Source organism: Ideonella paludis (assembly GCF_018069865.1).
Classification (GTDB): Bacteria; Pseudomonadota; Gammaproteobacteria; order Burkholderiales; family Burkholderiaceae_C; genus Ideonella; species Ideonella paludis.
Window position 1 is genome coordinate 389,519 of the sequence record NZ_JAGQDG010000005.1, and the last position, 18,895, is coordinate 408,413.

General features: G+C 65.5%; 20 protein-coding genes. 5 read left to right on the forward strand and 15 right to left on the reverse strand.

What is annotated here, in order from left to right; all coding sequences use genetic code 11:
* Positions 1 to 2: 2 nt before the first annotated feature.
* From KAK11_RS15140 to KAK11_RS15180, 9 genes are all read right to left on the reverse strand, one after another.
* Positions 3 to 695, reverse strand: coding sequence for a Fe2+-dependent dioxygenase (locus KAK11_RS15140; RefSeq protein WP_210810034.1), 693 nt, complete (start codon positions 693 to 695; stop codon positions 3 to 5).
* Between the two features lie 9 nt (positions 696 to 704).
* Positions 705 to 3,008, reverse strand: coding sequence for a TonB-dependent receptor (locus tag KAK11_RS15145; protein WP_210810035.1), 2,304 nt, complete (start codon positions 3,006 to 3,008; stop codon positions 705 to 707).
* Positions 3,009 to 3,201: 193 nt separating this feature from the next.
* The gene (locus KAK11_RS15150) at positions 3,202 to 3,621 is read right to left on the reverse strand and encodes an ExbD/TolR family protein (protein WP_210810036.1); all 420 of its coding nucleotides are present in this window, start codon (positions 3,619 to 3,621) and stop codon (positions 3,202 to 3,204) included.
* A 13-nt stretch (positions 3,622 to 3,634) separates the two neighbouring features.
* Positions 3,635 to 4,387 (reverse strand): MotA/TolQ/ExbB proton channel family protein, encoded by a 753-nt coding sequence (locus KAK11_RS15155; protein WP_210810037.1) that lies wholly within the window; start codon positions 4,385 to 4,387, stop codon positions 3,635 to 3,637.
* 5 nt (positions 4,388 to 4,392) lie between these two features.
* Positions 4,393 to 5,082, reverse strand: a complete 690-nt coding sequence (locus KAK11_RS15160; RefSeq protein WP_210810038.1) for an energy transducer TonB — start codon at positions 5,080 to 5,082, stop codon at positions 4,393 to 4,395.
* A gap of 90 nt (positions 5,083 to 5,172) precedes the next feature.
* Complete coding sequence (locus tag KAK11_RS15165) at positions 5,173 to 6,525, reverse strand: DUF2325 domain-containing protein (RefSeq protein WP_210810039.1); 1,353 nt, start codon at positions 6,523 to 6,525, stop codon at positions 5,173 to 5,175.
* Between the two features lie 9 nt (positions 6,526 to 6,534).
* Positions 6,535 to 7,005 carry a hypothetical protein gene (locus KAK11_RS15170; protein WP_210810040.1) on the reverse strand — a complete coding sequence of 157 codons (471 nt, stop codon included), beginning with the start codon at positions 7,003 to 7,005 and terminating at the stop codon, positions 6,535 to 6,537.
* Positions 7,006 to 7,083: 78 nt separating this feature from the next.
* Positions 7,084 to 7,287, reverse strand: coding sequence for a hemin uptake protein HemP (gene hemP, locus KAK11_RS15175; RefSeq protein WP_210810041.1), 204 nt, complete (start codon positions 7,285 to 7,287; stop codon positions 7,084 to 7,086).
* A gap of 194 nt (positions 7,288 to 7,481) precedes the next feature.
* Positions 7,482 to 8,951 carry an AMP nucleosidase gene (locus tag KAK11_RS15180; protein ID WP_210810042.1) on the reverse strand — a complete coding sequence of 490 codons (1,470 nt, stop codon included), beginning with the start codon at positions 8,949 to 8,951 and terminating at the stop codon, positions 7,482 to 7,484.
* A gap of 140 nt (positions 8,952 to 9,091) precedes the next feature.
* Here KAK11_RS15180 and KAK11_RS15185 point away from each other — a divergent pair, with 140 nt between their 5' ends.
* The 3 genes from KAK11_RS15185 to KAK11_RS15195 all read left to right on the forward strand — a co-directional run bounded on the left by KAK11_RS15185 (position 9,092) and on the right by KAK11_RS15195 (position 12,584).
* Positions 9,092 to 10,138 carry a M14 family zinc carboxypeptidase gene (locus tag KAK11_RS15185; protein WP_210810044.1) on the forward strand — a complete coding sequence of 349 codons (1,047 nt, stop codon included), beginning with the start codon at positions 9,092 to 9,094 and terminating at the stop codon, positions 10,136 to 10,138.
* A 99-nt stretch (positions 10,139 to 10,237) separates the two neighbouring features.
* The gene (locus KAK11_RS15190; RefSeq protein ID WP_210810081.1) at positions 10,238 to 10,657 is read left to right on the forward strand and encodes an EF-hand domain-containing protein; all 420 of its coding nucleotides are present in this window, start codon (positions 10,238 to 10,240) and stop codon (positions 10,655 to 10,657) included.
* A gap of 115 nt (positions 10,658 to 10,772) precedes the next feature.
* Positions 10,773 to 12,584 carry a diguanylate cyclase gene (locus tag KAK11_RS15195; protein ID WP_246499030.1) on the forward strand — a complete coding sequence of 604 codons (1,812 nt, stop codon included), beginning with the start codon at positions 10,773 to 10,775 and terminating at the stop codon, positions 12,582 to 12,584.
* Here the strand turns inward: KAK11_RS15195 and KAK11_RS15200 are convergent, their stop codons facing one another.
* The 5 genes from KAK11_RS15200 to KAK11_RS15220 form a co-directional block, all read right to left on the reverse strand.
* On the reverse strand, positions 12,585 to 13,058 hold the full coding sequence (locus KAK11_RS15200) for an ArsI/CadI family heavy metal resistance metalloenzyme (protein WP_210810046.1): 474 nt from the start codon (positions 13,056 to 13,058) through the stop codon (positions 12,585 to 12,587).
* A 1-nt stretch (position 13,059) separates the two neighbouring features.
* Positions 13,060 to 13,419 carry an ArsR/SmtB family transcription factor gene (locus KAK11_RS15205; protein WP_210810047.1) on the reverse strand — a complete coding sequence of 120 codons (360 nt, stop codon included), beginning with the start codon at positions 13,417 to 13,419 and terminating at the stop codon, positions 13,060 to 13,062.
* A 121-nt stretch (positions 13,420 to 13,540) separates the two neighbouring features.
* Positions 13,541 to 14,455 carry a ProQ/FinO family protein gene (locus KAK11_RS15210; RefSeq protein WP_210810048.1) on the reverse strand — a complete coding sequence of 305 codons (915 nt, stop codon included), beginning with the start codon at positions 14,453 to 14,455 and terminating at the stop codon, positions 13,541 to 13,543.
* Positions 14,456 to 14,539: 84 nt separating this feature from the next.
* Positions 14,540 to 15,565 (reverse strand): recombination-associated protein RdgC, encoded by a 1,026-nt coding sequence (locus tag KAK11_RS15215; protein ID WP_210810049.1) that lies wholly within the window; start codon positions 15,563 to 15,565, stop codon positions 14,540 to 14,542.
* Positions 15,566 to 15,622: 57 nt separating this feature from the next.
* Complete coding sequence (locus KAK11_RS15220) at positions 15,623 to 16,501, reverse strand: EamA family transporter (protein ID WP_210810050.1); 879 nt, start codon at positions 16,499 to 16,501, stop codon at positions 15,623 to 15,625.
* Positions 16,502 to 16,545: 44 nt separating this feature from the next.
* On the opposite strand from KAK11_RS15220, the gene KAK11_RS15225 reads away from it, so the two are divergent.
* The gene (locus tag KAK11_RS15225) at positions 16,546 to 17,598 is read left to right on the forward strand and encodes an asparaginase (RefSeq protein ID WP_210810051.1); all 1,053 of its coding nucleotides are present in this window, start codon (positions 16,546 to 16,548) and stop codon (positions 17,596 to 17,598) included.
* On the opposite strand, the gene KAK11_RS15230 is transcribed toward KAK11_RS15225, so the two are convergent.
* Positions 17,565 to 17,876, reverse strand: a complete 312-nt coding sequence (locus tag KAK11_RS15230) for a hypothetical protein (RefSeq protein ID WP_210810052.1) — start codon at positions 17,874 to 17,876, stop codon at positions 17,565 to 17,567. The two genes, KAK11_RS15225 and KAK11_RS15230, sit on opposite strands and share 34 nt — an antisense overlap.
* A 284-nt stretch (positions 17,877 to 18,160) precedes the next feature.
* Between KAK11_RS15230 and hutC the strand changes: the two genes are divergently transcribed.
* The gene (gene hutC, locus KAK11_RS15235) at positions 18,161 to 18,877 is read left to right on the forward strand and encodes a histidine utilization transcriptional repressor HutC (protein WP_210810054.1); all 717 of its coding nucleotides are present in this window, start codon (positions 18,161 to 18,163) and stop codon (positions 18,875 to 18,877) included.
* The last annotated feature ends 18 nt before the right edge of the window (positions 18,878 to 18,895 follow it).

Consider the following 18,895-nt stretch of genomic DNA (forward strand, 5'->3'; position numbering starts at 1 on the left):
TCTCAGGTGTCCGCCCAAAGGCGCAAGAGGTTGTGATAGACGCCCGCCAAGCGGACGGTTTCGGGCGAGTCGCCATGGCGCTCGCGCAGCGCCATCAGGTTCATGTCCAGGTCAAACAGCAGATCGCGCTGGGCGTCCTCACGCACCATGCTCTCGATCCACAAAAAAGCGGCCAGCCTCGCGCCGTGCGTCACCGGCTCGACGCGGTGAACAGTGTTGCCGGGGTAGAGCACCAGGTCGCCCGCCGCCAGCTTCACGCGTTGTTCTCCCAAGCGGGTGTCGATGACCAACTCGCCGCCCTCGTACTCGTCGGGCTCGGCCAGGAACAAGGTCGCCGACAGGTCAGTGCGCAAGCGTTGAGCCTGTCCCTGTGAATCGCGCAGGTGTCGGATGGCCGCATCCACATGGTCGCCGTAGGCGTTGAGCGCGCCGCTGTATCGGTTGACCATGGGCGGGAAGATGCGCTTGGGCAGCGCGGCTGAAAACAGCAGGGGGTGCCGCTCGACCGCCTCCAACACCAGCGCCTGGATGCGCGCGAGCGCAGGGCTGTCCAGCGGCAGTTGCTCGTTGCGTTTGGCTTGGGTGGCTTGAGAGCCGGCCGAGACGCCGCCATCCACCCAGGCGGCCTCTCGCAACAAGGCCCTTGCCTCAGCCAGTGCTCCGCGTGAAAGCACCTGGGGAATGTGCAGCATCATGGGTGGGCCTCAGAAGGTGTAGGTGCCTGTGAGGGCGACGATGCGGCCCGGGCCGGGGATGTAGTGGCCGCTGTAGAGCTGGTCTGCATAGAGCTTGTTGGCCACGTTGCTGATGTTGGCCTTGAGCTTGAATTGATTCGGCACCACCACCCACTCGGCCATCAGGTCGGCGGTCACAAAGCTGTCGGCCGCCCAGCCTGGGTTGCGGTTGGGCGTTTGCGAGCTGCGCGCGTTCAAGCCACCGCCGACGCGAACCGTGGGGGTGACTTGATACGTGGTCCAAATCGTGCCGGAGTGGCGGGGTGTCAGCGAGGGGCGCGTGCCTTGGCCTTCGGACCCTGCCACGCCGATGTCGATATTGGCCACCGGCAGCCACATGTACGAGCCAAACACTTCCCACTGCGGGGTGATGCGCCCGGCCAAGTCCAGCTCGGCCCCTGCCACATGGCGCTTGCCCGACAGCGTCACCAGATTCACCAGCGGGTCGGTGTTGCGCTCATGCAGCTTGGTCGAGCGGAAGGCCGCCGCGCGCACGCTGAATTGGCCATCTGCCGATTCCCAGCGCCCGCCCAACTCCACGTTCACGGATTGCTCAGGCGGGATGTCCACATTGGCGGCACTCAAGGAGTACGCATCGCCCGAGGTGTTGAAGGACGTGGCGCCTGACAGATGAAAGGACAGCCGCTCTGAGGGCTGGTAGAGCACCCCCGCGCGCTTGCTCCACTCGCTCACCTTCATGGTGTAGCTGGCGACGGTGTCGGGGCCAGCGGCGGTGGTGGGGATGGAGTAGGTGTTGTACTCGCCCTTGAGCTTGTCAAAACGCAGTCCGAGCAAGAGCTTCCATTCGGGGGTGAGGGCCACCAAGTCTTGGGCGTAGACGCCCACACCGGTTGAGGTGTAGTCATTGCTGACCCGCAAGACGCGGCGGCTTTCGTCGATGCTGGCGCCGTCGTCCGGCGTGCCCACCGTGGTGGTGGGCTTGATCAAGTCCACGCCGCCTTGGGCGGCACTGCGGGCGGCATACACCGTTTTCTTTTCCAAGGCGGCATCTACCCCTGCTTGCACCTCATGGCGCAGGCCCAGGGCGGTGAATTTGCCGCTGTAATCGCTTTGCAGAAAGGCGGTTTGAAGATCCTGGATCTTCAGCTGTGTGCCACGGGTCAAGACAGACGACGCACCAAAGGTCTGTAGCGAGGCCGGGACCGTTTGGCTCGGGCACGCGGGGTTTGGCGTGAGGGCACCTGTGGTGCTGTTGACGCTAGGCCCGCACAGGCGCACGGTGCTGGCCCGCTGATCTCGGGTGTAGTCGCCCAGGCGCAGCTTGGTCGTCAGTTCGGAGTTGATGCCAAAGCGGTGCGTGTGGCTGGCAGTGGCCGTGGTGGCGCTGCCTGCATTCACGTCGCTGGCCATGCCGTAATAGGCCGTGGGGTCCAGCGGCAGCGTGGTGGTTTGGTCGGCCGTGGCGCCATTCGGATAGGCCGCGCTCTGGGCTGGCGTGGGCCGGATCCATGGCATGCCGTAGTTCATGCCGTTTTTGTTGTCCAGATGCGAGAGGCTGAGCGAGAACTCGTCGCGCTCGCCCATGCCGGTGCGGTAGGTGCCGGCCACGCCGGCTTTGTTGATCGAGGAGCCCGCGCCGTTGTTGTCGGCCACGGTGTTCATCACGCCGATGCGCAGCGCACTGTTGTCATCGACCCGGCGGTTCACATCCGCCACCACGCGCAGATAGTGATGGCTGGCCACCGTGGCTTCGACGCTGCCCTCGTTGATGCCGCGTGCCACTTTGCTGACCTGGTTGACGGCGCCGCCGGTGGAGCCGCGGCCAAACAGCATGGAGGCCGAGCCACGCAGCACCTCGACGCGGTCCATGAAGAAAGTGTCGCGCTCATAAAAGGCCGGGTCGCGCAGGCCATCGACAAACACATCACCGGTCGACTGCAGCGCAAAGCCGCGCAGGCGGATGTCTTCCTCGCCGCCTTCGGCGGCCAAGAAGGTGATGCCGGCGGTGTTTTTCAAGGTCTCTTTAAGGGTGTCGAGATTGCGGTCATCCATCAGGCGCTCGGTCACCACGGTGATGGACTGCGGCACATCCCGCAGCTCTTGCTGGCCTTTGCCAATGCGGGTGGTGGTGGCTTGTACGGCGTCTTTGCCTTGGGGCTCGGCCTGGGCTTTGACCTTGACGGCGGGCAGCACGGTCGGCTGGTCCGCGTTAGCGGATGCAGGGGTTTGCGCCAGGGCGAACCCGGCTGCCAGGGCACCCAATGGCAAGAGGGCGGCACGCGCCGCCGTGGCGCTGGAAGAAAGCTTTTTCATGGAAGGGGAGGCTTGATCAAAAGTGGGGGAGGACCGCTGTCGAACAAGTCGATGGGCTGGCTGAGCCTTGAGCGAACGGCCAGGGCCGTGCACGCAAGCGACCGCGGGGCTTGGTCAACACCAAGAGACCCGGGCCTGGCTGGCGCAGCGGAGGAGAGCTAAGCAAGAAAAGGGTAGGAGGTGCGCAGACCCGTCAGTGAGGCTCTGGCTGGGTCACAAAGCCGACCTTGATGAGCTTGGCGGCTGCTGTGTCGGCTAAGGTCTCGGCCACGACGCGGTAGGCGACGGCCTGGTCGGCCTTGAGGTGGATCTCGGGCTGCGTCGGCTTGGCACCTTCGGCCGCAAAGCGTTGCGCCGCTTCAGCGCGGCTGATGGGCTCGCCGTTCCAGAAGCGCTCGCCTTGGGCATTGATGGCGAACTCTATTTTGTCGGGCACGGGCGGATTGGGCGCTGAGCTGGCGGTGGGCAGGTCCAGCTTGACGGCATGGGTCAAGAGCGGAGCGGTCACGATGAAGATCACCAGCAGCACCAGCATCACGTCGATCAGCGGCACCATATTGATCTCGGCCACGGGAGCTGCCGTGCGTTGTTTGTCAAAAGAGGCAAAGGCCATGCGGGGCTCCTGCTTATGCCGTTACCGCCTTGAGCGGTGCCACGGCGGGCGGTGCGCTGGCGGGGCGGCCAGCGCCTGGTGCTTCGCCCAGCGTGAGCAGGCTGTGCAGCTCGAACGCGAAGGCGTCGAGTCGCCCGCCCAGCACCCGGTTGCTGCGGGTGAAGGCGTTATAGGCCACCACGGCGGGGATGGCGACGGCCAAGCCGATGCCGGTCATGATCAAGGCTTCGCCGACTGGGCCCGCCACCTTGTCCAAGGTGCCGGCGCCACTCATGCCTATGGCCAGCAAGGCGTGATAGACCCCCCACACCGTGCCGAAGAGGCCCACGAACGGTGCGGTGGCGCCCACGGTGGCGAGTGTGGTCAAGCCAGACTCCAGCCGCGTGGTTTCTTCGTCCAGCACCTTTTTGATGGTGCGGGTGATGAACTCGCTGGCGGTGCCGGCTTCGGCCAGCTTGGCCGCACCGTGGCGGGCGTGGTGTGCCTGGGCGTGCAGGGCATGCGCACTGAGGTGCGAGAACGGGTCACGCGCGCCGTGCGTGGCAATCTCCGCACGTACTTCATCCAAAGTGCTGGCGTTCCAGAAGTGGTTCAAAAACTCGGTGGAGCGCTTGGAGCGCAGGGCCTGCGCCAGGCCCTTGGCCAAGATCAGCGCCCAGGACGCTGCGGACATCAGCAGCAACAAGACGAGCAAGGCTTTACCCACCCCATCGCTTTGCGCGATGAAGTGGCCAAACCCAAGCGTGGAATCGGCGGTGGGGGTCATCAGGTTTACTCCAAGCTGTATTCGAGGGGGGCAATGGCTGTCCAGGCCAGGGCTTGGCCATTGCGGGTGTAGGGCACGAAACGGGCGGCGCGCAGGGCTTGCAGTGCTTGTTCATCCAAACGAGGATGGCCCGAGCTTTTATGCAGGCTCACCTGAGTGGGCAGGCCTTGGGCATCCACCACTAGACGCACCAGTACCGTGCCTTGCTCGCCCAGACGCACGGAAGTGCGGGGGTAGACCTGCGCAGGCGGCACGGTGTAGCGCAGGTCTGTGGCGGCCAAGGCCACCGGGCTGGCGGGTAGCGCTGGCGGGGCCGCTAGAGCGGGCGGAGCCGGTGGGCTGGGCGGCGTGGAGGCTTGCACCGCTTGTGGCGCAGGCTCCGGCACCACGACGCTGGGGGCTTGCTGGGGCTGGGGTGAAGGAGCCACCGCCAGCACGGGCACCGCTTGCGGCTGCACCTTGGGGCGCGGGGCTGCCGGCGGGGGGGGCGGCTGGGGTGCCGGTACGGGTGTGGCCACCCATTGCACCAGCACAGGGGCCGCAGGGGCCAGAGCCTGTTGCACGGCTTGCATCTGCAGCAAGCCCCAGGCCCCGGCCGCATGTGCGACCACGGCTGCCACCGTCAAAGCCCGCCGCTGGGGTGGGCTCAAGTCGGAGGGCTGAGCAGGTGGGGGGCACAGAGCAATGGGAGACATGACGGTACGCTGTAGTGCTTTGTATCATATTGCAAATGCGAACGATTCGCAATCAAATAAAGTGGGTGTTCGGGGGTTCAGGTGGGATGCTCAGGGGATGTCCGCGGGGCTGTCGGGGGCGGTCGCGGCGCGCAAGGCGCGTTGCAGCGCACTTTGGCTAGGGGTCTCCACAAACACGCAGCGCTTGCCGGTGCGCTTGCAGTGGCCCTTGACCTTCCAGTAGGCGTCGTGGCTGATGCAGCCGGTTTGGCACAGCACCAGGTCGGCGGCCACCAGGGCGGCGTCGAGCTGATGGAGGTTGTGCTCTTCGCCACCATCGTGATGGAGGAACTTTCCGCCCGTGTGCTCGACCAAGCGTCGGTACACAGGCACGCTGGCGCTGCGGCCGCCTACACACAGCACGGCCTTCTGAATGCCCCCAAAGGCCGGGCCTTGCCCGTCCCGTCCCCCCACGGAGGGGCAAGAAAACTTGGGGCGGCCCTGCGTTTCCTTGAGCGTCAGGTTTGGCAAGCTCTCGGTGTCATCGGGCAGGCCGATCTGCGACGCTGCCACTGGGGCTTCAGGCGGATGCACCGACCGGGCTTCGAGCTGTTGGATGCGCCATTGCGCCGCTTGCAGGGCGCGTTGGGTGCTCTCGAGGCGTTCGGTCAGCCAACGCTTGTCTTCGGTGAGCGCGAGGCGTGGCTCCAGGTCCGGCACGCTGGACTTCAGCTGCGTCACTTCGTCCAGCGCCTGAGCCAGCAGCGTGTCGCGCTGCAACAGCTCTCCCCGGAGGCGCAACTGGCTCGCCTCCAGGCGCTCGACTTGCCGCGCGAACTCTGCCGCCTGGCGCGCGCTGCGGCTTTGTGCGCCCGCCAGTTCACGCCCGAGGACGGCGTTCTCTCGGAGCAAGTCTTGAAAGCGCTCGGACTCCACACGCTGCATCATGCCGACTTGATGCTGCAGCATGTGCACGTCCTGCAGCACCTGCTCCAGCAGCGGCGCATCGCAGGCGGGGTGAGTCACCACGCTCCAAAAGATCGCGGCGATGTCAGGGCTGTGCAGGCCTGCGCGCCAGGTGTCTGCCAGGGCAGGGGTGTCCTTGAGTGTGCGGTGGCGTTGCAGCGCGAGGCGGTAGCGCTCATCCAATGCGTCTTGAACGCGCTGCGACACCGCGCTGCGCTGCTTGCATTCATTGATGACCCCGCAGTGCAGCTCATAGTCAATGGCCTGCACCTCGCCGCCGACTGCTTTGCCCACCAGTTTGCGCAGCAGAGTCAGCGGCAAGCAAACCCCGATCACCGGGCACAGTGCATGGTGAGGCAACTCCCAAATGCGCGCACGGCGGGAACTGCGAGGCGGGGCGACGCAAGGTGTCTGGGTGCGCAAAGGCTGCGCACTGAAGTGGGTCTCGGCGGGCTGCGCAGTCAGGCCCGAGAAGATGTGTGAGGGTTGGGTGCACATGGGTGGGCCTCAGTCGGCGTGGCGGTGCGGGTCGCACAGGGGGATGTCGGCAATCCAGTCCATCCAAGCGCGCCACAGCGCGCCCTCGCAATGCGGCGAGCGCAGCGGTGCACCGATGGTGAGGGCGACGGTGTGCTCCGCGTCCCACAGCCTCAAGCCCTGACGCAGACCCAAGGCTCCACGCCAACGCCGCCACTCTGTGCGAGCCACTTGATGCTCATGCCAACACAAGCTGGTGTCGCCGAGGTGTAGGGTGATCTGGCCATGGCGCCAATCACAGGCCCATAGTGGCCCCTGCACTGTGTCCGTGCCGCACTGTGGCCCGACCCAAGCACCGCTCAGGATGAGGGGGTGGGCTTCTTGAGCGCAGAGATGCAGCAGCTCCTGCGCGCGGTCTACGTCCAGCAGCAGGCTGGTTTCTTGGGCGGCGGCCACCGCAGCGAGCGGGCGGCCCGACAGCAAGGGCGAGGCAGTCAGCATGGGAGCTCCTGATGGGGAGAAACTGGCCCAGGCTGGCGGCGGGCTGGCAGGCCGAATGGGGACGAGGACGATCTGCGACTACTTGGTCAATATCAACTTGCCCAAGGCGGTGATGCGAAGCCGATAGGACTGGCCGTGGTGCTCAATGATCAGTTCCTGCTGGCCTTTGAACAACAGGGCGCTGTCCCAGCGAACAGGGCCCTCGTCGGGCGGTGGCAGACCCGCCGGCCCGGTGGGGCGGGCCAAGGCCTGTGACGGGGCGAGATGCAAAGAGGTGGGCATGAAACAAGTCTCAGCGGCAAGCAGGCACGCAGCGCAAGCGCTACAACACAGCAGCAATTGTAATGCGAATCATTCGCATCTGCAAGAGGCCATCGAGACGCGGCGCACCGGCGTCAAGCAGGGCGCACCAGCGTTAAGCAGGGCGCGCTGCGGGACGGCATCACGCCCGGAATGCAGAGGCGTGCGGCCTCGCGCTACTGAAACGCCACTTCCGCGAAGGCCCGCAGCTTGCGGCTATGCAGGCTGCCCGCCCCGGCTTGGCGCAGCAGCTCCACCGCGCGCAGGCCAATGCGCAAGTGTTGATCCACCCGCTCGCGGTAGAAGTGGTTGGCCATGCCGGGCAGCTTGATCTCGCCGTGCAAGGGCTTGTCGCTCACGCACAGCAAGGTGCCGTAGGGCACGCGGAAGCGAAAGCCATTGGCCGCGATGGTGGCGCTCTCCATGTCCAAGGCCACGGCCCGGCTTTGGCTAAAGCGCCGCTCGGGGCCGGGGTGCGGCAGCAGCTCCCAGTTGCGGTTGTCGGTGCTGGCCACGGTGCCGGTGCGCAAAATGGTCTTCAGGGCTTGGCCGCTGAGTTGGGTCACATCCGCCACCGCTTGCTCCAACGCCACCTGGATCTCCGCCAAGGGCGGGATGGGCACCCACAGCGGCAACTCTTCGTCCAGCACATGGTCCTCACGCACATAGCCGTGGGCCAGCACATAGTCGCCCAACTGCTGGCTGTTGCGCAGGCCCGCACAGTGGCCCAGCATGATCCAGGCATGCGGCCGCAGCACGGCAATGTGGTCGGTGATGTTCTTAGCGTTTGCGGGGCCCACGCCGATGTTCACCAAGGTGATGCCGCTGTTCTCCCCGCGCTTGAGGTGATAGGCCGGCATCTGCGGCAGCCGAGGGGGCGCCTGCCCGCTGCTGGCCAGGGCGCTGCCGGCGCGTGGGGTCAGCACATTGCCGGGCTCCACAAAGGCCTCGTAAGGGCTGCCGGGGTCGCTCATCAACTCATGGCCCAAGCGGATGAATTCGTCGACATAGAACTGATAGTTGGTGAACAACACAAAGTTCTGAAAATGCTCGGGCAGCGTGCCGGTGTAGTGGCGCAGGCGCTGCAGCGAATAGTCCACCCGCGGTGCGGTGAAAAACGCCAGCGGCCAAGGCTCGCGGGGGCCGGGCTCATGGGTGCCGTTGGCAATGCCGTCGTCCATGGCCGCCAAATCGGGCAGGTCGAACAAATCGCGCAGGCGGCCCCGCTGCTGAGCGCTCAGCGATCCTTCCACATGGTCGTTGTCAGCCAGCGAAAAATGCACCGGGATGGGCTGGTTGCCCAGTCCCACCTCCAGGGCCACGCCGTGGTTGCGCAGCAGCAGGTCAAACTGCTCGCGGTAGTAGCCCGCAAACACATCTGGCCGGGTCAGCGTGGTCTCATAAGCACCGGGGCCGGCCACAAACCCAAAGCTCAGTGGGGACTCGGCGCGCGCCACCGTGTCGGTCACTAAGCGCACGCTGGGGTACCAGGCGCGCACCCGAGCCGCGGGCATTTGCCCGGCCACAAAAGCCTGCAAATGATGGCGCAAATGCCCCACCTGAGCCTGGTAGAGGGCCTGCACATGGGCCAGGGCAGCGGTAGCGTCCGAAAAGGACTGGCGAGGGGTGAAGGGCGCTTCAATCATGGCCCATTCTGGCCAAGTCTTGATGCAGACGACAATTCCCCGCCTTATCGGCGGCCAAAGCAGGCTTTGGCCCGCCTACACTTCCACACTGCGACAAACCGACCTTTGATTCTGTGCCGCCTCTCGGTGGCCATGTGCTCATGACCTCATCTCGATTGGCCCGCTTGGCAAGCTTGTCTGTCTGCGTGGCCTTCTCTTCCGCCTGGGCTGTGCCTGCGCCGAGTGCACCTGCCGCGGCAGCATCGGCCCCCGGGCCCGCAAAACCCTCTGCCACTGCCTCCTCCAAAGACGCAGCGTCTGCGGCGGTGTCGGCCAAAGCCGAGCCCACGACCAGCAACAAGCCTGCATCCACCAAGCCTGCGCCCGCCAAAGCGCCGCCGCCGGCCCCCGTCCCCACTGATTTGCCAACGTGGTGCAAGACCATTGCCGAGCGGCTCACCGCCTTGCCCTTGCACCAATGCTTGAACACGGGCCTGCAGCCCGGTGATGGCCGCTCGGTGCGTGGCATTCCCTTGTGGTTTCGGGACATCAAGCCCGCCTCGGGGGCCCCTCGCTTGAGGGTGCTGGTCTTGGGCGGCATCCACGGCGACGAAATGGCGTCCGTCAACTTGGTCTTCAATTGGCTGGAGCGTTCGGTCAAGTCCAACAATGCGCCGATTCACTGGCGTGTCGTGCCCTTGGTCAACCCCGACGGCTTGCTGCGCAAGCCCGCCACCCGCACGAATGCGCGCGGGGTAGATCTGAACCGCAATTTCCCGACAGCGGACTGGGCCACCAATGCGCGGAGCTACTGGATCAGCCGCACGGGCAAAGACCCACGCCGCTACCCAGGGCCTGCGGCCATGTCCGAGCCGGAAACCCGCTGGGTGCAGCGCCAGTTGGAGCAGTTCAAGCCCAATCTGATCGTGTCAGTGCATGCGCCTTACGGCGTGCTTGACTTCGACGGGCCGCCGCCGCCGCCCGATAAGCTGGGCAATCTCTACCTCGATCAAGTGGGGATCTACCCCGGCTCCTTGGGCAATTACGGTGGCGTGGTGCAGCGCGTGCCGGTGGTGACACTGGAGTTGAAAGACGCACGGCAGATTGCCGCGAGCGAGTCAGCGGCCATGTGGACGGACCTGTTGGGCTGGATCGACCGCCGCTTGATCAATGTGGCTCAGCAAGGCAGCACCACCAAGCAGCCGTAAAGTCCTGTAAACAAGGGGGGAGGGGCTCAACCCGGGCGTCTCACGGGGCGTTGAGCGGCTATCGTGTCAATCTTCCCCCGTGTGCAAAGGACTGCTCCCATGAACAAACTCTCCCTTTCTCTGGTGTGCGCTGTGGTGGCCCTGACGGCCGGTGTGGTGCAGGCGGCCGATGACAGCCAACGCATGGATGTCAAAGCCTACAAAGCCCTGGACAAGGACGGCGACAAGCGCATCAGCCGCGAGGAGGCGCAAGGCCACGCCATGCTGTCCAAGCACTTCGACCAAATGGACGACGACAAGGACGGCTACCTGAACGCCAAGGAAGTGCGCAGCTACGCCAAATCCCATAAGGGTAAGGGTTTTGACAAGGTCGACAAGAACGACGACAACGTCATCACCCGCGATGAAGTCGCCAACAACCCCAAGTTGGCCAAGCGCTTTGAAGCGGCCGATACCAATAAGGACGGCAAGCTCACCAAGGAAGAAGCCAAGAACTTCCGCCACGACCACAAGAAATAATCGGTTTGTCTGCGCTGGCAGACTTCTCTGATGCACCGGGCCCCGCTAAGATCGTGGGACATAACCACTGATCGGTCCGGTGCTTTCCTCTAGCGCTCCCATACCCCCTGTGACGATGGCGCCCTCTGCGCCCGCCAGTGTGGCCACGGTTGATGCGCTCAACGATCAAGCCGCCCGCCTGCTGGGCGAGGATCCCCACAGCGCCCTGGTGCTGGCCCGTGAAGCCGAGGCCCTGGCCTTGCGTCTGGACTACCAGCGCGGCTTGGCCTGCGCCTACCTGCGTGCTGCGCGCTGCCAGTTTGTGCTCTTGGACCGCCACGACGGCGTGATCGAACTGCTGCAGCGGGCGGTTTCGATCTATGAGCTGCTGGGTGACCTCAGCGGCCAGGCCGAAGCGCTCAACCTCGTGGCCAATGTGCACGCCTGCCGCAACGATGGCGAGCAGGCGTTGGCGGTTTACCACCGGGGCTTGGCGTTGCGTCGCCAATTGGGCGACATGGTGGGCGAAGCCGGCTCGCTCAACAACATCGGTTCCGTGCTGCGGGAGATGGGCCAGTTTGCCGATGCCCTCAAATACCTGCTGATGAGCCTGGAGCTGGCGGAGTCAGCCCACGACACGCGCGCCACCGCCTATGCCATGTCCAATATCGGGGGCGTGCTGGCGGAGTTGGACGACCGTGCCCGGGCCGTCGAATACCACCTGCGGGCCCTGACGTTGGTGCGCCAAACACCTGACCGCGCCTTGGAGGGCTCCACCCTGACCAGCCTGGGCCGTTTGCTGATGCGCAGCGGCCAACTGCCCGAGGCCATGCGCCACCTGGAGCGCGCGCTGGACATCACGCGCCGCGTCGGTCATCTCGCCGATACCGGCTTGGCCCTTTTGGGCCTGGGTTTGGCGCACCAACAAGAAGGCGCTTATGACCGGGCCGAGCGTTTGCTCTTGGAGGCGCTCACCCTGATCCGCCGCAGCCACCGCCGCGGTGCCGAGGCCGAGGTGCTGCTGGCGCTGGGCCGCAACCGCTGGCTCAGTGGTGCGGCCAGCCCCGCCGTTGATCTCTTGAGCCAGGCCCTGAAGCTGGCCGAGGTGCTGCGGGCCGACCACATCAGTGGCAAGCTCCACGAGCTGCTCTCGCAGATCCATGAGCAGCAAGGCCATGCTGCCGCTGCGCTGCGCCACTTCAAAGAGTTTTATGCCTGCCAGCAGCGCATCCACGGCCAAGAAACCCAGCGCCGCGTGCGGGGCTTGCTGGGCCGTGCCGAGCTGGAGCGGGCGCATCTGCAAGTTGAGCATGAACGCAAGCGTGGCGACGAATTGGCCTCGGCCCTGGGGCTCGCGCGCGAGTCTGAGCGGCAAAAGCAAGAGCTGCTGGCCCAGCTCTCTCAGCAGGCCGACATGCTGCGCCAACTGGCGCGTGAAGACGGCCTGACCGGCCTGGCCAACCGACGCTGGCTCGATGCCCAGCTCGACCGCGAACGCGAGCGCGCCCGCCGTTATCGACATGGCCTCTCGGTGGCCATGGTGGACATCGACCACTTCAAGTCGGTCAATGACCGCTTCTCGCACCGGGTGGGTGATGAGGTGCTGCGCCGCGTTGGCCGCCTCTTGCGCGACACCTGCCGCAGCGGCGACATTGTCGGCCGCTACGGCGGGGAAGAGTTTGTGGTGGTCTTGGTCGAGACACCGCTGGCGGCGGCCACCGCTGTCTGCGAAAAGCTGCGCCAGCGCATTGCCGACCTCGACCTCTCAGACATACACCCGGACCTCAAGCACATCACCGTCAGCATTGGCGTGGCGGGCGATGCGGAAGACCCGGTCGCCCACAACCTGCTCAACGATGCTGATGTCCAGCTTTATGCCGCCAAGCAGGGCGGGCGCAATCAGGTCCGCAGCGCGGGTCTGGGGGCCCCGCAAGCAGCCAGCGCTTGATCAGCAGCAGCCGGTGTTGGCCTTGACGGGAATGCCGATCGGCTTGCCACGCGGCGTAGGCGGGCAGCACGACGCCCCAGCCTCAGCGCCGGCCGCAGCCTCATGGAACACGGGGATGTCCCCCAAGGTGTGGAAGTGTTCCCAGGCAATGCCCTGCGGGTCGGTGACCCAGTGCTTCTCGCTGCGGGCATAGCAGCAGGTGGTCGCCCCTTCATCCAAGAGCGCCAGGTCGGCGGCCTCGGCGCGCGCCTTCAGATCGGCCAAATCCTCGGGCTTGTCGGTCTGGATGCCCAGATGATCAATGCCCGGTGCTTGGCCGCGCGTGGAGATGGCGAAGTTGACCGGCGGGTCTTCCAGCATCCACTTGGCATAGTCGCTCTCGTGGCGGGTCGGCTCGGCGCCAAACAGCTTGGCGTAAAAGCCAATGCTCTGGGCCAGATCGGCCACATGCAGGTGAACATGAAAGCGCTTCATCTCAGGGCTCCTTGTTGAGGGATGGGTGGGGAGGCGGGCAGCACAGTGCGGCGCTCGTGGCCTTCGGCGGGCAGGGGGCTCCCGCACAGCAGTTGTCTGTCAGATAAGTCAGCAGGCCTTGCATGCGCTCAAAGCCCGCGCGGTAGATCAAGTTCCGACCCGAACGCTCTGGCGTCACCAATCCGGCCTGGGTCAGCTCTTTGAGGTGAAAGGACAAGGTCGACGCCGGCAGCCCCAAAGCGTCTCCCAGGGCCCCTGGCGTCAAGCCTTCGGGGCCGGCCACCACCAAGGCTCTGAAGACCTGCAGCCGGGCCGATTGGGCCAGGGCAGCGAGAGCGCGAATCACGGCTTTTTCTTCCATGATTCCAGTTTAATGGAAATATTGGAGGTGGCGCAACTGTTTTCTCGCGCAATGATCACTCCAAAAAGGGTTCGGGCAGATCTATCACTGCCCAAACCCCTTGAGGGCTTACCGCTGAGGCTCAGTCTTCGGACTTCTCGCCGCTGTCGGCGGCACTGGCCTGCTTTGCAGGCCGATCGCTGCGCGGCTGGTTCGCCGGGCCTGGGCGCCCGCCGTCCCGGCGTGGGCCGTTGCGCGGGGCATCGCCGTCACGACGCGGGCCGCGGGGGCCATGATTCGGGCCATTCCCGGGGCCGTTGCGAGGGCCAGCGTGACGTGGGCGGTCGCTGTGGGGGCCGTCACGGCGCGGGCCGGGGCCTGGGCGGCGGTCTTGCGGGGGGCGGCGCTCGCCTTGGGGGGCAAAGGCGGGGCGTGCGGCCGCCATCTCGACGGCTTCCACACGGGCCTGCGCCAAGGTCTCTTCCAAGGCCTCAGGCGTCAGGCCTTTGAGTGCGCAGAAGTTGGCCAGGGTCAGCGTGGTGCGCTCAAAGTCGCGCAACAAGCGCTGGCGCTGCTGGCGCTGCTCTTCTTCGGCCGCGCGGCGCTCTTGGGTGATGTTGCGGCGCCGGGCCAGTTCTTGCTCGGCGGCATCGCGGTGCTCCTGGGCCAGTTCGCCCGCGGGTTGGCCGTCCAGGTCAAAGCGTTGGCGCGCGCGGGTCAGCGCAATCAGGTAAGAGGTGCTGCCGGTAAAGCGCCGGAAGAAGGCGGACAGCGCGGCCTTGGTGAACACGCCCGGCGCGCGCTCTTGAATATCCGCTTGGATCTTCAGCTTCAGGGGCTTGGGCGAGCCGCCAAACAAGGCTGGAAACCGCTGTTTCAGCTCTTGGGCGCAATCGGCCGCGGTCATGCCTGGCGTGCCGGCGGCGGCCGGGGCTGCTGCAGTGCCTTCTGTGGCAGGGGTCGCCACTGGGCTGGTGGGGGCTGCCGGTGCAGCGCCGTCTTGAGGGCGTTCAGCCGAAGAGGTGTCAGGCAGATCGGGCTTGGGAGCGTCAGACATGGTCGCAAAGAGTGGCCAAGCCGAGCTTGGGCGCGAAAGCAAAACCTCGATTGTGCCTGCTGCGCCTGACGCTCCGTGCATCGCTCACCAAGGCGGCGAGTTGTCGTCCTCTGCGGTGGCCGGCAAGGGGCTGTTTGTGCGGGCGGGCGCAGCGGCGGCGGCCGGTGCCGCGGGGGCTGCAGCAGGTGCGCTGGGCAGCACGCCGGGCACAGCGCCCAAAGCCTGCTCGCCGCCCAGGGCCTCGATCAGGTCGGGCAGCAGTTGGATCAACTCACCCGTGGCGATGGCCGCATCGGCATCAAAGCCGTCCTCGGCCTTGGTGGCGCCTGCGCCTTCAAACACGCCGTCTTCGAACTGGATCTTCTTGACCTGCAACTGCTCGGTCAGCACAAAGCTCACCCGGCCATGCCAGGTCAAGGCCAGGCGGGTGGGGCGCTTGCCCAGGCGAATGTGTTGGCGCACCTCTTCGCCGTCCAGCGCATGGCGGGCATAGCGCACGGCGGACTTCATCTCGTCCACGGCCTTGAGTTCGCAGTCGCGGTCTACAGTGAAGAAGGGCGGGGCCTCGCCGCTCTCCAGCCAGCCGGCCATGGCCGAGGCGGGCGACAGTGCGGTTTGCAGAGCCTGCACGCCAAAGCCTTCCAGCGTCTTGACCAGCATGGTGATGACCACCTCGGCGCGGCTGGTGCTGCCGGCGTCCACGCAGACGAACTTTTGCTTGGGCGCAATCCACACTGAGACGCCGGCCATCTTGGTGAAGGCCTGAGGCAGCAACTCTTGCGTGGCTTGTTCGCGCAGCTCCTTGCTTTCACGCTTGCCGGGTTTGCGGCCGGTGCTGGCTTCCACCTGCTGGGCCATTTCATCGGCACGGCGCTTGACCACCGAGCCGGGCAACAACTTCTGCTCCACCTGCAGTCGCATCAGCCAGTGGCCGCCCACCACTTCGATCAGAGGCGCTTCCGCCTCGCCACGCGGGGGCACCCAGCCCATCGATTGCGGCTGCGATTTGCCGCAAGGCGTGAAACGTTGCTTGAAGGCCGCCTCTTGAGCCGCAGACAAGGTCGGGTCCCATTCCGGGATCAGGCGATAGACGATGAGATTCTTGAACACGGTGCTTTATTCCCTGAGGGCGTGCCCATCGATCTGGGCAAGGGGCGCGATTGTGACTCAGAGACTCAAGCACACCACGCCCAGCGCCATGACGGCTGCGCCAGCCAGCCGCGCGCCCCGGTCTTGCTCGCCCAGCAGACGGCCCCCCAGCAGGGCAGCGAAGAGCATGGACACCTCGCGCGCCGGGGCCACGTGGGAGAGCGGGGCTTGCTGCGCGGCATACAGCACCAGCACATAGGCCAAGGGGCTGAGCGCAGCCATCACCAAGCCGTAGCGCCATTGCGTGCGCCAGGCCTCGTTGAAGCGCGCGCGGTCTTGCCAGACCTTGGGCAGCATGAAGGGGATGCGCAGCAGGTTGCCGAAATAGTCAATCAAGATCGGCGACATCAACGCCACTTTGACGGCATACCCATCAATCACGGTGTATCCCGCGATCAGCAAACCCGTCAGCCCGCCCCAGGCCACCCCGGCCATCACGCGTTGGCGCTGGGTGGGGTCCTGGGCCTTATTCAGCAACGCAGTGCCGCCCGCAATCAGCCAAATACCTGCTGAAATGCACAGCACCCCAGCCAAGGTCGACCAGCGCAGCGGCTCACCCAAGAGCAGCACCGCGCCCACGGTGGTCAAGAGGGGGCCGGTGCCCCGCGCCACGGGGTAGACCACGGTGAGATCTGACGCCCGGTAGCCCGCCAACAGCACATTGAAATAGAGCAGGTGGGTGAGCCCGCTGGCCAGCACCAGGGCCCATTCCCACCAGCCCCAGGCCGGCAAGGCGCCCCAAGCCGCCCACATGCCCACCGGCGCCCACAGCAGCACGATCATCAGCGCCGACATGAACACAAAGTGATGGTCGCCGCCCGCTTTCTTGGCGGCCAGGTTCCACGTGGCATGCAGCAAGGCGGCCACCAACACCAGGGCCAAGGCAGTCAAAGGCATGCGGGCATTGTGCAATGGCGGCCGCGCCTCAATAATCCGCGCCCATGACAAATCCTGTACTGGTCGAGGTGCTGCGCGGCGAGCACGTGGAGTCCTTTCATCGCGGTGCTTGGGCGGTGGTGGACGCTGCGGGCGCGGTCGTGGCCAGCGGCGGCGACATCGAGCGGCCCATCTTCCCGCGCTCGGCGGTCAAGGTCTTGCAGGCCTTGCCCTTGGTGGCCTGTGGGGCGGCCGATCACTTTGGCTTGGATGATGCGGCGCTGGCCCTGGCCTGTGCCTCACACGGCGGCGAGCCTGAGCATGTGGCGGTGGCGGCGCAGGTCTTGGCGCAACTGGGCCTGGACGAGCGCGCGCTGGAGTGCGGTGCACACTGGCCCGGCTTTGAGCCGGCCAAGCTGGCGCTGGCCCGCACGGGCGAAGAGCCCCACCCTTTGCACAACAACTGCTCTGGCAAGCATGCGGGCTTTGCTTGCCTGGGCTGCTGGTTGGCCAAGGGGCAGGGGCAAGAGTTCCGGGGTTTTCTGAGCGGCTATGTCCAGCCGGACCACCCAGTGATGCAGACGGTCAGCCAAGCTTTAGAGGCTGCCACTGGCTTTGCGCTGCGCGACGCGCCAATGGGCATTGATGGCTGCTCCATCCCCACGTTCGGCATTCCGCTGCGGCATTTGGCCCTGGGCTTTGCCCGGGTGGCCAGCGGTGTCGGCCTGTCGGCAGACCATGCCCGCGCGGCGCAACGCCTGCGTCAGGCCGTGGCGCGCCAGCCGTTCATGGTGGCGGGCACGGGTCGCTTTGACACCCGCGTGATGCAGCACTTTGGCGAGCGGGTGTTTTGCAAAGTGGGTGCTGAGGGCGTCTACTGCGCGGCCTTCCCTGAGCCGGGCTTGGGCGTGGCGCTGAAGATGGACGACGGCAACAACGCGCGTGCTGCCGAAGTGGCCATGGCCGCGCTGATCGCCCGGTGGGTCCAGCGCGACGACGATGATGCCGACGTCCTGGCGCCGCTGCTCAACCCCGTGTTAAGCAACTGGCGTGGTCTGCGGGTCGGTGCCTTGGCCCCCTACGCTCACTTCTTGGCGTCGGCTTCCAGTTCAAAGTGAATGGCCTTGGGGACCACATTGTTGTGGTCCAGCGGCGTGCGCTCGGCAAAGCTCAAGACCTTGGGCTTGTGGCCGGCGCGAGTGGCCTTGAATTCGTACACGCTGAACCAACCAAACTGATCCTGCACATCGTATTGAAACGGGGTGACGCCAATCACTTTGTCCAGATACACCACCTCGGCACCCGGCGGGTTAGAGCTGAACTGAGCGGTGGTGGTGCAGGCGGCCAAAAGGGCAGCCGCAGCGGCGATGGCGGCGGTGCGGAAGGGCTGTGACATGAGTGCTCCTATGCGATTTATAACGACACCGTCGGGGACCGGCCTCTGCCTCAAAGAGGAAAGCTCTGTGGTTTGATACGGTGTGGTTACAGTTTGCAACCTTTGGGTGGCCGCTGCGCACTTCTGCGGTTAGTAAAGATGCTGTCGGGCCCTGAAAAAGCTGCGTCCTTGTGACGCCATGCACAAGCCTGATGCCAAAAGGCTCAAGCAATAGGCACAAATTCGCATGCGGGTTTCGGCGTCTCAGCGCCGCGAAGAGACGCTTGAGCGGCTAGCATCGCGGCATGAATGCTGCTGCCCAAAACCTGGCGCCCTATGCGCGGGTCAAACAACACCTCAAGGACGGATTGGCAGAGGGCCTGTGGCCACCGGGGGTGCAGATGCCCTCAGAGTCGGAACTGGTCGCACAGTTCGGGGTGAGCCGCATGACGGTGAACCGAGCCTTGAAGGAGCTTCAAGCCGAGGGCTTGGTCAATAGGGTCCAAGGTGTGGGCAGTTTTGCGGCGCCACTGCACAAGGTGTCGTCCATGCTGCGGCTGCGCGATGTCCACGATGAGATCGCAGAGCGCGGCCATGTGCATCAGGCGCAGGTGCACCTGCAGACCACCGAGGCGGCCACCAAGGGCTTGGCGGCGCAGTTAGGGCTGAAGCCCGGCACCAAAGTCTTCCACACCTGCATTGTTCACCTGGAGAACGGCGTACCGCTGCAGGTCGAGGACCGCTATGTCAACCCGACGGAGGCACCGGACTATCTGGCTCAAGATTTCAGCCAGACCACACCGACCCACTACCTCTTCGAGGCCACCGCGCTGTGGCGAGCCCAGTACACCATCGAGTCCAGCTTGCCCACGGCTCAGGAGGCGCAGTGGCTGGGCATTGCAGCGGCCGACCCCTGCTTGGTGGTGGTGCGCCGCACCATGAGCCGCACCGGCGTCATCACGTTGGCGCGGCTGGTTCATCCGGGCGGCCGCTACGTCTTAGAAGGCCAGTTTGAGCCCTGAGCACGCCAAAACGCGGCG